This is a genomic window from Microvirga thermotolerans, from assembly GCF_009363855.1.
Taxonomy (GTDB): Bacteria; Pseudomonadota; Alphaproteobacteria; order Rhizobiales; family Beijerinckiaceae; genus Microvirga; species Microvirga thermotolerans.
Genome location: NZ_CP045423.1, coordinates 465,971 through 479,815 on the forward strand (window position 1 = coordinate 465,971; position 13,845 = coordinate 479,815).

The 13,845-nt window shown below is 69.7% G+C and carries 14 protein-coding genes; 12 read left to right on the forward strand and 2 right to left on the reverse strand.

Annotated features, from left to right (window positions below):
• Positions 1 to 270: 270 nt before the first annotated feature.
• Together GDR74_RS02195 and GDR74_RS02200 are read left to right on the forward strand one after the other, a co-directional pair.
• Entirely contained in the window at positions 271 to 732 is a 462-nt protein-coding gene (locus GDR74_RS02195; protein ID WP_194164605.1) for a tellurite resistance TerB family protein, read from the forward strand.
• Entirely contained in the window at positions 725 to 1,477 is a 753-nt protein-coding gene (locus tag GDR74_RS02200; RefSeq protein WP_152584768.1) for a glutamine amidotransferase, read from the forward strand. Before GDR74_RS02195 ends, GDR74_RS02200 begins: the two co-directional genes overlap by 8 nt.
• A gap of 15 nt (positions 1,478 to 1,492) precedes the next feature.
• Here the strand turns inward: GDR74_RS02200 and GDR74_RS02205 are convergent, their stop codons facing one another.
• Both GDR74_RS02205 and GDR74_RS02210 read right to left on the reverse strand, forming a co-directional pair.
• Positions 1,493 to 2,068, reverse strand: coding sequence for a cupin domain-containing protein (locus GDR74_RS02205; RefSeq protein ID WP_152584769.1), 576 nt, complete (start codon positions 2,066 to 2,068; stop codon positions 1,493 to 1,495).
• Between the two features lie 152 nt (positions 2,069 to 2,220).
• Entirely contained in the window at positions 2,221 to 3,654 is a 1,434-nt protein-coding gene (locus tag GDR74_RS02210; RefSeq protein ID WP_152584770.1) for a helix-turn-helix domain-containing protein, read from the reverse strand.
• A 185-nt stretch (positions 3,655 to 3,839) separates the two neighbouring features.
• On the opposite strand from GDR74_RS02210, the gene aceA reads away from it, so the two are divergent.
• The 10 genes from aceA (at position 3,840) to GDR74_RS18085 (ending at position 13,819) form a co-directional block, all read left to right on the forward strand.
• Positions 3,840 to 5,159, forward strand: a complete 1,320-nt coding sequence (gene aceA, locus GDR74_RS02215) for an isocitrate lyase (protein ID WP_152584771.1) — start codon at positions 3,840 to 3,842, stop codon at positions 5,157 to 5,159.
• 23 nt (positions 5,160 to 5,182) lie between these two features.
• A complete protein-coding gene (locus tag GDR74_RS02220) occupies positions 5,183 to 5,392 on the forward strand; it encodes a DUF4170 domain-containing protein (RefSeq protein WP_152584772.1) in 210 nt (69 codons plus the stop codon).
• Between the two features lie 174 nt (positions 5,393 to 5,566).
• On the forward strand, positions 5,567 to 6,478 hold the full coding sequence (gene osmF, locus GDR74_RS02225) for a glycine betaine ABC transporter substrate-binding protein OsmF (protein WP_152584773.1): 912 nt from the start codon (positions 5,567 to 5,569) through the stop codon (positions 6,476 to 6,478).
• 104 nt (positions 6,479 to 6,582) lie between these two features.
• On the forward strand, positions 6,583 to 7,728 hold the full coding sequence (locus GDR74_RS02230) for an ABC transporter permease (protein ID WP_152587630.1): 1,146 nt from the start codon (positions 6,583 to 6,585) through the stop codon (positions 7,726 to 7,728).
• Positions 7,725 to 8,663: an ABC transporter ATP-binding protein gene (locus GDR74_RS02235; RefSeq protein ID WP_152584774.1), complete on the forward strand. Its 939-nt coding sequence runs from the start codon at positions 7,725 to 7,727 to the stop codon at positions 8,661 to 8,663. Before GDR74_RS02230 ends, GDR74_RS02235 begins: the two co-directional genes overlap by 4 nt.
• Positions 8,660 to 9,403, forward strand: coding sequence for an ABC transporter permease (locus tag GDR74_RS02240; RefSeq protein WP_152584775.1), 744 nt, complete (start codon positions 8,660 to 8,662; stop codon positions 9,401 to 9,403). The genes GDR74_RS02235 and GDR74_RS02240 overlap by 4 nt, the downstream gene beginning before the upstream one ends.
• Positions 9,404 to 9,504: 101 nt before the next feature.
• Positions 9,505 to 10,071, forward strand: coding sequence for a biliverdin-producing heme oxygenase (locus GDR74_RS02245; protein ID WP_152584776.1), 567 nt, complete (start codon positions 9,505 to 9,507; stop codon positions 10,069 to 10,071).
• Entirely contained in the window at positions 10,068 to 12,311 is a 2,244-nt protein-coding gene (locus GDR74_RS02250) for an ATP-binding protein (protein ID WP_152584777.1), read from the forward strand. The genes GDR74_RS02245 and GDR74_RS02250 overlap by 4 nt, the downstream gene beginning before the upstream one ends.
• A complete protein-coding gene (locus tag GDR74_RS02255) occupies positions 12,312 to 12,770 on the forward strand; it encodes a response regulator (protein ID WP_152584778.1) in 459 nt (152 codons plus the stop codon).
• A complete protein-coding gene (locus GDR74_RS18085) occupies positions 12,767 to 13,819 on the forward strand; it encodes a sensor histidine kinase (protein ID WP_194164606.1) in 1,053 nt (350 codons plus the stop codon). The genes GDR74_RS02255 and GDR74_RS18085 overlap by 4 nt, the downstream gene beginning before the upstream one ends.
• The last annotated feature ends 26 nt before the right edge of the window (positions 13,820 to 13,845 follow it).

Below are 13,845 nucleotides of genomic sequence, written 5' to 3' on the forward strand. Positions count from 1 at the left end.
TCGGCGCATGGAAGCCCTCCGAGCGGCGAAGCTCCCCCTCCGAAAGTCGCATGCCGGGTGCCGAGCTTGGCAATACCAGCCATTTTGATGGGAATAGCTCTGCGATTTCAAGATCTTTCCTTCACGAATCCCGTTCCGTCGATCTGCCGTTGGGGCATGCTCGGCCGTGGCTGTGACACTTTCGCCGGGCGGCTCGGCCAGGGTAGCCTGACCGTGCCGCGACCGCTTGCAGAGAAACCGCCCCGCCTCGAATATCCCGCCATGTCCTTCATGTCCCATCTTCGCGCGTTCTTCGGCCCGGCCGCCGTTCCGGAAGGAGCGGTCGAGCACGGGGAGCGGTTCACCGTGGCCGCGCTTCTCGCTCTCGTCACCCATGCGGACGGCCGCCGCCTCGCGGTCGAGGAGGCGGAGATGCGCAGCCTCCTGCAGGCCCGTTTCGGTCTCACGATCGAGGAGGCCGAAAGCCTCGTCGCGCGGGCCCGCGGCGGCGCCGCGATGCTCGATCCCGCCACGTCCCTCATCGACCGGATCGTCCGGGACATCCCGCCCGCGGAGCGGCCGGGCCTGCTGGCCCTCGCCTACCGCATCGCGGCCTCCGACGGCGTCGTGCACGCGTTCGAGGACGATCTCATCTGGCGCACGGGGCGCCTCCTCGGCCTTACCGAGGCGGAGTTCTCCGCCGTCAGGCGCGAGGCCCTCGCACCGCACGCCTCCGGTGACCGTCATGGCTGAGCCGTCCCTGCGCGCACCCGTCCTCATCGTCCTTCACCAGGAGCATTCGACGCCCGGCCGGGTCGGGCGGCTGCTCCAGGAGCGGGGGCACGCCCTCGACATCCGCCGCCCCCGCTACGGCGACCCTCTGCCCGAGACCCTGGCCGGCCATGCGGGCGCGATCATCTTCGGCGGGCCGATGAGCGCCAACGACGGCGACGGCTTCGTCAAGGCGGAGATCGACTGGATCCGCATTCCCCTGCGCGAGAACAAGCCCTTTCTCGGCCTGTGCCTCGGCGCGCAGATGCTGGCCAAGCATCTCGGCGCCCGGGTCTGGGAGCATCCCGACGGGCGCGCCGAGATCGGCTATTATCCCCTCGTCCCCACGCCGGCCGGAGCCGCGCTGAGCGAGGCATGGAAGGTGCCCTGGCCGAGCCACGTCTATCACTGGCACCGGGAGGGGTTCGACTGCCCCTCGGGCGCCGACATGCTCGCCACGGGAGACGACTTTCCCACCCAGGCCATCCGCGCCGGGGCGGCGGCCTACGGCCTCCAGTTCCATCCGGAGGTCACGCACGCCATGATCTGCCGCTGGACCGTGCGCGCGGCGGAGCGCCTCGCCATGCCGGGGGCGCAGGACCGCGCCCGGCAGATCGAGGGGCGCTTCCTCTACGATCCGCAGGTGTCGCTGTGGCTCGACCGCTTCCTCGACCATTGGCTCGGCGTATCGAGGCCCGGAACATCAGTCGCGAAGAGGTCGCTCTGAGCATGGCAGGGCCGGTCAGCCGATTTCGGTGTGCGGCCCGACCAATATTCTGTAGCCGCGAAGCCGTGCGATGGGCGAGAGCGCCGCGAACAGTAGCTTCTGCAACCAAATAGGCGGCCCGGCCACATAGAAGTGGTCTTTGAACGTGTGCAGGGTGAGCGCCATCAGCAGGAGAGGGGGCTCCCCCTTGGCGCTGAACCATTCAGGGTGCGTCACCGTGGCAGTTGAGAAATTCAGAAAGAAGCGAAGCTGCTTCTGGGCCGGCGTGAACCGGACGACGATCTCCGTGTCGCCTTCATGAGCGTTGACGAAGAAATGCGGTGCGCCGCGCGGTACGGTGATGCTCTCGCCCGACTCGAGCGTATTCATGACACCGTTGATCGAAACGCCCAAGCGGCCCGAACGAACCGTGAAGGTCTCGTCGGTCGCCGGGTGAACATGCGAGATGGCGTTGCCGCCGCCCGAGCCGCCAGGCTCAAGATGGACCTCGAATTCGGCATATTCCGGCTTTTCGGGCTTCGTGAAGATGAAGGTCTCGCGATTGAACGCGTTTACCACGACCATGCCTGGCGTGAAGGAGAAGGTGTTCATGACCGGTGCCTTGGCTTGGCAGGGAAGGCGGCAGAGCGGCCGCCACGCCGCACAGCGCTCCAGAACGATATGTCGTTTCGGTGAATAGTCGAGGATGGGACGCGAGAAAAGCGAAAACTGCGCCTGATCCGGTCGGGTCGCATCTGGGCCGGTTACGCCGGATCGAACTCGAAGGGCGACACCCCGCGCCGCATCTCGTCCACGATCAGGGCATGCATCAGGGGCGGCGCGGCGCGCTGCGGGCAGGCCACCCGCTCGCACAGGCGGCAGTTGATGCCGATGGGGGTCGGGTCCGGCGCGGAAAGGTCGAGCCCGCGGGCATAGACGAGGCGGGGGGCGTATTTCAGCTCGCAGCCGAGACCCACCGCGAACTGCGGGTCGGGCGTCCCCCAGGCGGTCGAGGCGCGCCTGACCGTGCGGGCCACCGAGAACCACCGCGACATGTCGGGCAGTTCGACGATCTGCGTCACGATCTGTCCCGGCGCCTTGAAGGTCGCATGCACGTTCCAGAGGGGGCAGGTGCCGCCGTACTGGGAGAAGGGGAAGCGCCCGGACGAGAAGCGCTTCGACACGTTGCCGGCCGAATCCACCCGCACCAGGAAGAACGGGATGCCGCGCGCTCCCGGGCGGGCGAGGGTCGTCAGCCGGTGGGCGACCTGCTCGAAGCTCGCGCCGAAGCGCGCGCCGAGCACCTCCACGTCGTAGCCGAGGGCCTCGGCGGCGGCGTGGAACTTGCCGTAGGGCATCATCAGGGCGCCGGCGAAGTAGTTGGCGAGGGAGACCCTCAGCAGCCGCCGGGCGGGGCCCTCGGCGGGCTCCAGCCGCGCCGCAAGGTCGTCGACGGTCTGGCGCATCTCGGCGAAGGCGAGCTGGTAGGCCGCCTGGAAGGTGCGGCCGGACGGATCGACCATCTCGGAGATGAGCAGCTGGCGGCGGTGATGGTCGTAGCGCCGGAGCGAATCGGACATCACGTCGACGGGCATGACGCGCACGCGGATCCCGTGCCTGACGCGCAGCCGCTCGGCGATGGCGAAGAAGGGCTCGTGCCCGGTCGCCTGCAGGTCGGCGGCGAGGGCCTCCGCCGCCTCGTCGAGCTCCGGAAAGTAGTTCCGCGCCTCCTGGATGAGGTGCCGCACCCGGTCGACCGGGTTGTCCTGCGGCGCGCCCTCCGCCCGGTCCCTGTCGCCGACCTCGGGCGCCTGCGCCTCGCGCGCGCTGCGCAGGGCCACGTAGGCCCGGTAGAGCCGGTTCACCGCGTCGACGAGGCCGGGGGCCGCCTCGACGGTCTCGCGCAGCTCCAGGCGGGGCACGGGGGTGCTGCGGAACAGGGGGTCGGCGAAGACCTCCTCCAGCTCGGAGGCGGTCCGCTCCGCGTCGTCGCTGGCGAATTCGCGCGGGTCGAGGGAATAGGTGTGGGCGAGCCGGATCAGCACCTGGGCCGTGATCGGCCGCTGGTTGCGCTCCATCAGGTTGAGATAGCTCGGCGAGAGCCCGAGCTCCTCGGCCATGCTGGCCTGGCTGAGGTTCAGCTCGCGGCGCAGGCGCTTCAGGCGGGGGCCGACGAAGAGTTTCTTGGAATCGTCCATCTGTAAATTTCTTTACCGGTTTACTCCGCCTGCCGTGTCGAGATTTTACAAGTCCACTTTTCTTCCGAAAACAGGCGTTGAAACGAATTCGTCCTTGGCCGTTACTGATGTGCAGAGCCTGCCGCTCCAGAGGATTGTGGATGGCGGGCAGGAATTGTCAACATTTGTAAATGGAAGGACGCCCGATGACCGCTCCCCAGAACCCGGCCTCGTTCGACGAGCTGTTCGCCTCCGCCCCCGCGGGGCGCTTCGACGGCATCCGCCGTCCCTATTCGCTCGATGACGTGCTGCGGCTGCGCGGTTCGGTTCCGATCGCCTACACCCTCGCCGAGCGCGGCGCGCAGCGCCTGTGGCGGCTGCTCCAGGAGCGCCCCTACGTCCACTCCCTCGGCGCCATGACCGGCAACCAGGCCATGCAGATGGCCCGCGCCGGGCTCGAGGCGATCTACCTGTCGGGCTGGCAGGTCGCGGCGGACGCCAACGTGGCCGGCGCCATGTATCCGGACCAGTCGCTCTATCCGGCGAATTCGGGCCCGGAGCTGTGCCGGCGCATCAACCGCACGCTCCAGCGGGCCGACCAGATCGAGCACGCGGAGGGCGGGGCGAAGCGGGACTGGTTCCTGCCCATCGTGGCCGACGCGGAGGCGGGCTTCGGCGGGCCGCTCAACACCTTCGAGATCATGAAGGCCTACATCGAGGCCGGCGCGGCGGGCGTGCACTTCGAGGACCAGCTGGCCTCCGAGAAGAAGTGCGGCCATCTCGGCGGCAAGGTCCTGATCCCCACCTCCGCCCACGAGCGCAACCTCGTCGCGGCCCGGCTCGCCGCCGACGTCATGGGCACCTCCACCCTCATCATGGCCCGCACCGACGCGGAGTCCGCCCGCCTCATCACCTCCGACGTGGACGAGCGCGACCGTCCCTTCATCGAGCCGGACAGCCGCACGCCGGAGGGCTTCTACCGCCTGAAGGAGGGCACGGGCCTCGACCACTGCATCGCCCGCGGCCTGGCCTATGCGGAGTTCGCCGACCTGCTGTGGTGGGAGACCTCCCATCCGGATCTCGACGACGCGCGGAAGTTCGCCGAGGCCATCCACAGGCGCTATCCCGGCAAGCTCCTGGCCTACAACTGCTCGCCGTCCTTCAACTGGAAGAAGAAGCTCGACGACGCCACCATCGCCAAGTTCCAGCGCGAGCTGGGGGCCATGGGCTACAAGTTCCAGTTCGTGACGCTCGCCGGCTTCCACCAGCTCAACTACGGCATGTTCGATCTGGCGCGCGGCTACCGGGAGCGCGGCATGGGCGCCTATTCCGAGCTCCAGGCCCGCGAGTTCGCGGCGGAGGCCGACGGCTACACCGCGACCCGCCACCAGCGCGAGGTGGGCACCGGCTACTTCGACCAGGTCTCCCTCGCCATCACCGGCGGCAAGTCCTCGACGACCGCCATGGGCGATTCCACGGAGACCGCCCAGTTCCAGTCCGCATCCGCCCTCCAGGCGGCCGAATGACCCCGAACCGACGGAGAACAGCCATGCAGAAGATTCGCTACTGGGTGGTGGGGGGCGAATACACCTCCACCGACTTCGAGACCCTGATCGAGGGCACCGAGCGGGTGGTCGGCCCGTTCGAGAGCCGCAGCGACGCCGAGCGCACCTGGCGCTACCTTTCCGAGGACCACCGTCCCCAGGCCCAGGTCCGCTTCACCATCGCCCAGGAGCCGCAGGGCACGATGACCGCCTGAGGCGGGCACCCCGCCCGAAGGCGCCGCCGGTCCCGCATCGGGTCGATGCGGGACCGCGTCCGTTAGCCTTAACGGAAGAGGTCCTCCGGAATCGCGGCGGTCGGGTCTGTCGGCCTCCGGAACGGGCCCTAAATGAGGAATGCCGGTTTCCGGCGCCTCCGAAGGAACCGTTCCATGAAAGCCGTTCTGAAATCCCTCGCCGCGCTCGTCGCCCTGAGCCTCTCCGCCCTCGCCGCCCGGGCGGACGTGGTGGTCTCCTCCAAGATCGACACGGAGGGCTCCGTCCTCGGCAACATCATCCTGCAGGTGCTCAGCGCCAACGGCATCAAGACCCAGGACCGGATCCAGCTCGGCGCGACCCCCGTGGTGCGCAAGGCCATCGCCGCGGGCGAGATCGACATCTATCCCGAATACACGGGCAATGCGGGCTTCTTCTTCAACAAGGCCGACGACCCGGTCTGGAAGGACGCCGCCAAGGGTTACGAAGCGGCGAAGAAGCTCGATTACGATGCCAACAGGATCGTCTGGCTCGCGCCTTCGCCCGCCAACAACACCTGGGCGATCGCCGTCCGCAAGGACGTGGCCGGCCCCAACAAGCTCGCCAGCATGTCCGACTTCGGCCGGTGGGTCTCCGGCGGCGGCAAGGTGATCCTCGCGGCCTCCGCCGAATTCGTGAACTCCGCCGCCGCCCTGCCGGCCTTCCAGAAGGCCTACGACTTCAAGATGAAGCCCGAGCAGCTCATCGTCCTGTCCGGCGGCGACACGGCCGCCACCATCAAGGCCGCCGCCGAGCAGACCAACGGAGCCAACGCCGCCATGGTCTACGGCACCGACGGCGGCATCGCCCCCTCCGGCCTCGTGGTGATGGCGGACGACAAGAACGTGCAGCCGGTCTACGCGCCCGCCCCCATCGTCCGCGAGGCGGTTCTCAAGGAGAACCCGAAGATCGCCGATCTCCTCAAGCCGGTGTTCGAATCGCTCGACCTCAACACCCTCCAGACGCTCAACGCCCGCGTCCAGGTGGGCGGCGAGGCGGCGAAGACGGTTGCGGCCGACTACCTGAAGTCCAAGGGCTTCATCAAATAGGCGCCGCGTGGACGTCCGGAGTTGAAAGCTTGGATGCGAGAGGGACCGATTCCGCCCTGAGCGCGCTCGCCGTCCAGGCGGGAAACGCGCGCGCCGGCGCGAGGATCTCGTTCGACCGGCTCGGGACGGTGGTGGCGGTTCTCGCGGCCGCCGCCCTGTTCGCGCTGCCCTTCGTGACCTACCGCGCCAACCGCATCGTCTCGGGCGAGCCGCGCCTCCTCCTGCACGCCCTGCCGCTTGCGGCCGCCTGGCTCGTCGCCGGGCTCGTCGCCGCCGCCGCATCCGTTGCCGTCCTGGTCCGCAGGCCCGTCCTCCGGCTCGCGGCGGCGGGGGTCGGCCTCGGCGTCGTCGTGCCCGCCGTCGGGCTCGCGGCCCGCTTCGTGACGCCGGAGGGCAACGGCTTCGCCCGCGTCTCGCCGGGGGCGGGGTTCTGGGTGCTCGTCCTGGCGCTCGGCCTGCTCGCGGCCGATTCCCTCACGCGCCTGCGCTTCGGCCCCTTCGCCCGGCTCTGCGCCCTCGCCGTCGCCGCCGGGGCGGTCGCGGCGCTCCTCCTTTCCGGCGCCTGGCAGGACGTGTCGGTCCTGAAGGAATATGCCGTCCGCGCCGACAGCTTCTGGCGGGAGGGCGAGCGCCATCTCGCCCTCGCGCTCGGCTCGGTCGCGGCGGCCGCGGCCGTCGGCCTGCCCCTCGGGGCCCTGTGCCACCGCCGGGCGGCCCTGCGCGGGCCGGTGCTCCAGGTGCTCAACATCGTGCAGACGATCCCGAGCATCGCCCTGTTCGGCATGCTCATGGTGCCCCTCGGCATTCTCGCCGCGAAGGTGCCGCTCGCGGCCGCCCTGGGGATCCGCGGCATCGGCGCCGCGCCCGCCTTCGTGGCGCTGTTCCTCTACGCGCTCCTGCCCATCGTCGCCAACACGGTCGTGGGCCTCGACCAGGTGCCGCCGCTCGTGGTGGACGCGGCGCGCGGAATGGGCATGTCGCGGCGCCAGCGCCTGATGCAGGTGAAGCTGCCGCTCGCCCTGCCCATCGTCCTGACCGGGATCCGGATCGTCCTGGTGCAGAACATCGGCCTCGCGACGGTGGCCGCGCTGATCGGCGGCGGGGGCTTCGGGACCTTCGTGTTCCAGGGCGTCGGGCAGACGGCGATGGATCTCGTCCTCCTCGGCGCCATTCCGACCGTCGCCATCGCCTTCGCCGCCGCCGTCGTTCTCGATGCCGTCATCGACCTCGCGGGGAGGGCGCGCCCGTGATCGAGATCGAGAACCTCACCAAGCGCTACGGCGACACCACGGTCGTCGACGACGTCACCATGACGGTGGAGGAGGGTGCGATCGCCGTGATCGTCGGCACCTCCGGCGCCGGCAAGTCGACCCTGCTGCGCATGATCAACCGCCTCGTCGAGCCGACCTCGGGGCGCGTGCTCATCGACGGGCAGGACACGCGGTCGATCCCCGAGGACGCGCTGCGGCACCGCATCGGCTACGTCATCCAGGGGCACGGCCTGTTCCCGCACCGCACGGTGGCGGGCAACATCGCCACCGTGCCGCGCCTGCTCGGCTGGGACGCGAAGCGGATCGCGCAGCGCGTCGACGAGCTCCTGAACCTGTTCCAGCTCGACCCGGCGGAGTTCGCCGGGAAATACCCCCACGAGCTTTCGGGCGGCCAGCAGCAGCGGGTGGGCGTGGCGCGGGCGCTCGCCGCGCGGCCCGCGCTCCTCCTCATGGACGAGCCCTTCGGCGCCCTCGATCCCGTGATCCGCAGCAAGGCGCAGGACGACCTTCTCGCCATCCAGCGCCGCCTCGGCACCACCATCGTCCTCGTCACCCACGACATGGAGGAGGCCTTCCACCTCGGCGACAGGATCGCCGTGATGGACGGCGCCCGCCTCCTGCAGTACGGCACCGCCGCCGAGCTCCTGGCCCGCCCGGCGGAGGGCTTCGTCGAGCGTCTCGTCGGCACGGCCGAGCGGCCCTTCCGGCTCCTGTCCCTCGCGAGCGTGCGCGACGCCCTCGAGCCCGGGCCCGCCGAGGGCGAGCCGGTCCCGGTTTCGGCGAGCCTGCGCGACGCGCTGTCGAAGCTGATCTGGACGGGGCGCGACGCGCTTCCCGTCGCCGACGAGGCGGGCGCGGTCATCGGACGGATCGGGATCGGCGGCATTCTCCTGCGGGGGCGGCGGCCGTCATGAGAACCGGGCCCGCGCTCCTGCGCCTCGCCGCGCTCGCCCTGCTGATCGCCTTCGTGGCGGCGCCGCAGCTCTTCGCCTTCGCCTTCGCGCCGCTCACGGAGAACGACGCGCCCGCCATCTACAACCAGGGCAGCCTGCTCGCCCTGACGCTCTCCCACCTGCGCACGGTCTTCGCCGCCGTCGCCGCGAGCGCCGTCGTGGCGGTGCTGCTCGGCATCTTCGTGACCCGGCCGTCCGGCATGGAGTTCCTGCCCCTCTCGCGCAGCCTCGTGAACATGGGCCAGACCTTTCCGCCCGTCGCCGTACTGGCGGTCGCGGTGCCTCTCGTCGGCTTCGGCGAGGCGCCGACCCTCATCGCGCTGTTCCTCTACGGCCTTCTGCCCATCTTCGAGAACACCCTCGGGGGCCTCACGCAGGTGCCGCAGCTGGTTCTCGACGCGGCCAAGGGCATGGGCCTCTCGCCCCGGCAGCGCCTGCTCCAGGTGGAGCTGCCGCTGGCCCTCCCGGTCATCCTCGCGGGGATACGCCTCTCGGCGATCATCAACCTCGGAACCGCCACCATCGGCTCGACGGTCGCCGCGAAAGGGCTCGGCGAGGTCATCATCGCGGGCCTGCAGTCGAACAACGTGGCGTTCGTGCTCCAGGGCGGGCTCGTCGTCGCGGTGCTCGCGGCACTCGTTCACGATGGGTTGATGATCCTGGAAAGACGTGTTGCCGCCCGGCTCGGGCGGTCCATGTGAGACATGAGCCGAGGTATGAGCCGAGACGCAGGCCCGGCGGTTGCGGCGACATTCCGGGGCGCAAGAGACGGCACGAGACGCAGGTAATACAAGCATTCCTCATGACCCTCCTCGAACGTTTGAAGGCCGAAACCCGGGCGGAGCACGACCGCATCGAGCGGACGGTCGACCTCGACCGTCTCACCGCGACGCTCGCCGGCTATCGCGCCATGCTCGTGCGCCTCCACGGCTTCCACAGCGCCTGGGAGGCGAAGGCCGCGGAGGTCGTCGGCGGGGACGACCTCTTCCGCCGCCGCCGCAAGGCCCGCCTGATCGCGAAGGATCTCGCGAGGCTCGGCATGGACGAGGAGGAGATCGCGCGGCTGCCCCGCTGTCACCCGCTCATGCCGCTCTCGAACGAGGCGGAGGCGATGGGCAGCCTGTACGTGGTGGAGGGCTCGACCCTGGGCGGAGCCGTGATCGCCCGGGCGGCGGAGCGCCGTCTCGGCCTCACCGCGGAGACCGGCTGCGGGTTCTTCCGCAGCTACGGTCGCGAAACCGCCGCGATGTGGCGGTCCTTCGGAACGAGGCTCCTCGAGCTGTCCTCGCCCGCCGTCGACGGCATCGTCGTCGCCTCGGCGAAGCGGACGTTCGAGGTGATGCGGATTTGGCTGAGCGAGGCGAGATGAACGTTCGAACGACCGGACAGGGGATCGACCTCACCGCCTGCGACCGGGAGCCCATTCACATCCCCGGCAGCATCCAGCCCTACGGCCTCCTCCTCGCCATGTCTCCCGAGGAGCGGATCCTGACCTATGTCAGCGCCAATGCCGCGCCGGCCTTCGGCCTCGACCGGGGCGCGCTCCTCGGCCGTCCCATCCGCGAGGCCCTGCCGCGGCTCGAGGCGCTCCTCGGCCCCGATCTCGGGCGCGCGGACGCGCCGTCCGGTCCCGGATTCGCGCGGACCGTCAGCCTCGACACCGCCGCCGGGCCGCGCCGCTTCGACGCGGTGGTCCACAGGAGCGAGAGGGCGACGATCCTCGAGCTGGAGGAATGCGTGCCCGGCGAGGAAGCGACGCTGGACACGCTCTATCCCGGCATGCGCCGCTTCGTGGAACGGCTCCAGGCCGCGGCCACGACGGACGATCTGTGCCGCCTCGTCGCGCAGGACGTACGGGCGATCACCGGGTTCGACCGCGTGCTCGTCTACCGCTTCGATGCGCAATGGAACGGCAACGTCGTCGCCGAGGACCGCAACGACGCGCTCCCCTCCTATCTCGGCCTGCGCTTTCCCGCCTCCGACATTCCGGCCCAGGCGCGCGAGCTCTACCGCCGCAACCGGCTGCGCATCGTCCCCGATGCGAACTACGTGCCGGTTCCCATCGAGGCGCTCGGCCCGGAGCCGCTCGACCTGAGCGACGCGGTGCTGCGCAGCGTCTCGCCGGTCCATCTGGAGTACATGCGCAACATGGGGACCATGGCCTCCATGTCCGTCTCGATCCTGCGGGACGGCGTCCTGTGGGGCCTGATCTCCTGCCACAACAAGGAGCCGCGCCGGGTGCCCCTGCAGGTTCGCAATGCCTGCGATTTCCTGGCGCAGATCTTTTCCATGCAGCTCGACGCGCGGGAGCGCGCCGCGCGCGCGGAAGACCGCATGCGACTGGGGTCCGTGCAGGCGCGGCTTCTCGGATACATGGCCGCCGAGGACGTCTTCATCGACGGGCTCGTGAAGCACCCCGGCGAGCTGATGGAGCTCGCCGGCGCGCAAGGCGCAGCCATCGTCAGCGACGATTACTGCCTCCGCTTCGGCCGGACGCCGGACGAGGCGCAGGTGAAGGACCTGTTCGCCTGGCTCTCCCGCCATCACCGGGAGGACGTCTTCGTCACCGACGCCCTTCCGGCGCATCATCCCGCCGCCGCGGCGTACGCGGCGCGCGCGAGCGGCCTCGTCGCCATCGCCATCTCGAAGGTCCATCGCAGCTACGTGCTCTGGTTCCGCCCCGAGGCGGTGCAGACGGTGGAATGGGGCGGCGATCCCCGCAAGCCGGCCCGGAGAGAGGCGGGGGCGGAGCGGCTGCATCCGCGGAACTCCTTCGAGGTCTGGAAGGAAACCGTGCGCGGCCGCTCCGAGCCGTGGAGCCCGGGCGAGATCGACGCGGTGAAGGAGTTGCGCAACGCCATCGTCGGCATCGTCCTGCGCCGCGCGGAGGAGCTTGCCTCCCTCGCCGACGAGCTGCGCCGCAGCAACCGCGAGCTCGAAGCCTTCTCCTACTCGGTCTCGCACGACCTGCGCGCCCCGTTCCGCCACATCGTCGGCTATGCGGAGCTCCTGAAGAAGCAGGAGATGGAACGCCTGTCCGAACGCGGCCGGCGCTACGTGGACGTCATCATCGAATCCGCCTACACGGCCGGGACCCTGGTGGACAACCTCCTGAACTTCTCGCACATGGGCCGGACGGCCCTGAAGCCCCGCCGCGTCGAGACGAGGACCCTGGTGGACGAGGTCCGCCAGAGGCTCGCCCTCGATACGGCGGACCGGCGCATCGTGTGGACGATCGGCGATTTGCCCCCCGTCCATGCCGATCCCGTCATGTTGCGGCTGGTCTTCGAGAACCTCCTCTCGAACGCCGTGAAATACACCCGCCCCCGGGAGGAGGCCGTCATCGAGATCGGCTCCTACCGCGAGGACGGGAGCACCGTCTTCTTCGTGCGCGACAACGGCGTGGGTTTCGACATGGCCTATGTCGGAAAGCTCTTCGGGGTGTTCCAGCGCCTTCACCGCATGGAGGATTTCGAAGGGACCGGCATCGGCCTCGCCAACGTGCGCCGGATCGTCGAGCGCCATGGCGGAAGGACATGGGCCGAGGGGGCGGTGGACCGCGGCGCCACCTTCTTCTTTGCCCTGCCGGACAGCGAAGGAGCATCCTGAATGCCGGAGCTGAAACCCATTCTCCTGGTCGAGGACAATCCCAAGGACGTCGAGCTCACCCTGGCCGCCCTGGAGCAGAGCCAGCTCGCCAACGAGGTGATCGTGGTTCGCGACGGGGCCGAGGCGCTGGACTTCCTCTATCGCCGCGGCGCTCACGGGAGCCGCAACACCGCCGATCCGGCCGTCGTGCTGCTCGACCTGAAGCTCCCCAAGGTGGACGGCCTCGAGGTGCTCGCCCAGGTGAAGGCCGATCCCGGCATGCGCCACATGCCCGTCGTTATGCTGACCTCCTCCCGCGAGGAGAGCGACCTGGTGCGGAGCTACGAGCTCGGCGTCAATGCCTTCGTCGTGAAGCCGGTGGGCTTCCGGGAGTTCTTCGACGCGATCCAGGATCTCGGCGTGTTCTGGGGCATCCTCAACGAGCCGCCGCCCGGCAACGGCAGGACGAGCGCGCGATGAGCCCGACGCCGAACCCGCTCCCCGAGGCCCCGCTGCGCATCCTCCTGCTCGAGGACAGCGCCCTCGACGCCGAACTCGTCGCGGAGATCCTGGCGGAAGCGGGCATGACGCACCGCATCACGCGCGTCGTCTCCGCGCAGGAATTCCTGCAGGCGGTCGGGCAGGAGGAGTGGGACCTCATCCTCGCCGACTACGTTCTGCCGGGCTTCGACGGGCTGGCGGCGCTCGCCATGGCGCGCGAGCGCCGCCCGCAGACTCCGTTCATCTTCGTCTCCGGCGCCCTGGGCGAGGAGATCGCCGTGGAGGCGCTCAAGCTCGGCGCCACGGATTTCGTCGTCAAGCAGCGGCTGGAGCGCCTTCCTGCCACCCTGCTGCGGGCGCTGTCGGAGGCGTCAGAGCGCCGGCAGAGGCAGCAGGCGCAGGCCGAGCTCCACCGGCTCCTGGCGGAGCGGACCGCGCTCCTTCACGAGCTGGACCACCGGGTCAAGAACAACCTCCAGCTCCTCGTGTCGCTCGTCGGCATGGAGATGAGGCAGGCGGAGTCGGAAGAGGCACGCCGCACCCTGTGGCGGATGAGGGAGCGCCTCCAGGCCCTCGGGATGGCCCACCGCGATCTCTACGACGGGCAGGGCGCGCGGCTCTTCGATGCGGCGAGCTTCGCGCGCGATCTGTGCATGGAGCTGACCGCGGCGCCGGAGGCGGCCGGCATCACGCCGGAATTCGCGCTCGAAGCGGTCGGGATCGGGGCCGCCAAGGCCGCCCCGCTCGCGCTTCTGTTCAACGAAATCGTCTTCAACGCCCTCGCCCACGCCTACGCGGGCCGCAAGGGCAAGCTGAAGCTGCGCATGACGAAGCAGGACGGCCGGCTCGTCTTCGCCATCGCGGACGATGCGTTCAGTCCCGGCGAGAAGGAGGCCGCGCGGCGCTGCAGCACCGGCAAGATTCTCAGGGCCCTCGCACTCCAGCTCGATGCGACGGTCGAGTGGCCGGAGGAGGATCCGCAGGTGCTGGTCCGCGTGAGCCTGCCGGCGGGCGGAGAGGAGATTTGAAGCCTCTCCCGTGCGAGGAGGCGGCG

Excerpts from the sequence above, each read along its gene's own strand:
- GDR74_RS02195 (WP_194164605.1), top strand. The coding sequence starts at position 271 with ATGTCCCATCTTCGCGCGTTCTTCGGCCCGGCCGCCGTTCCGGAAGGA.
- GDR74_RS02200 (WP_152584768.1), top strand. The coding sequence starts at position 725 with ATGGCTGAGCCGTCCCTGCGCGCACCCGTCCTCATCGTCCTTCACCAG.
- GDR74_RS02205 (WP_152584769.1), bottom strand. The coding sequence starts at position 2,068 with ATGAACACCTTCTCCTTCACGCCAGGCATGGTCGTGGTAAACGCGTTC.
- GDR74_RS02210 (WP_152584770.1), bottom strand. The coding sequence starts at position 3,654 with ATGGACGATTCCAAGAAACTCTTCGTCGGCCCCCGCCTGAAGCGCCTG.
- aceA (WP_152584771.1), top strand. The coding sequence starts at position 3,840 with ATGACCGCTCCCCAGAACCCGGCCTCGTTCGACGAGCTGTTCGCCTCC.
- GDR74_RS02220 (WP_152584772.1), top strand. The coding sequence starts at position 5,183 with ATGCAGAAGATTCGCTACTGGGTGGTGGGGGGCGAATACACCTCCACC.
- osmF (WP_152584773.1), top strand. The coding sequence starts at position 5,567 with ATGAAAGCCGTTCTGAAATCCCTCGCCGCGCTCGTCGCCCTGAGCCTC.
- GDR74_RS02240 (WP_152584775.1), top strand. The coding sequence starts at position 8,660 with ATGAGAACCGGGCCCGCGCTCCTGCGCCTCGCCGCGCTCGCCCTGCTG.
- GDR74_RS02245 (WP_152584776.1), top strand. The coding sequence starts at position 9,505 with ATGACCCTCCTCGAACGTTTGAAGGCCGAAACCCGGGCGGAGCACGAC.
- GDR74_RS02250 (WP_152584777.1), top strand. The coding sequence starts at position 10,068 with ATGAACGTTCGAACGACCGGACAGGGGATCGACCTCACCGCCTGCGAC.
- GDR74_RS02255 (WP_152584778.1), top strand. The coding sequence starts at position 12,312 with ATGCCGGAGCTGAAACCCATTCTCCTGGTCGAGGACAATCCCAAGGAC.
- GDR74_RS18085 (WP_194164606.1), top strand. The coding sequence starts at position 12,767 with ATGAGCCCGACGCCGAACCCGCTCCCCGAGGCCCCGCTGCGCATCCTC.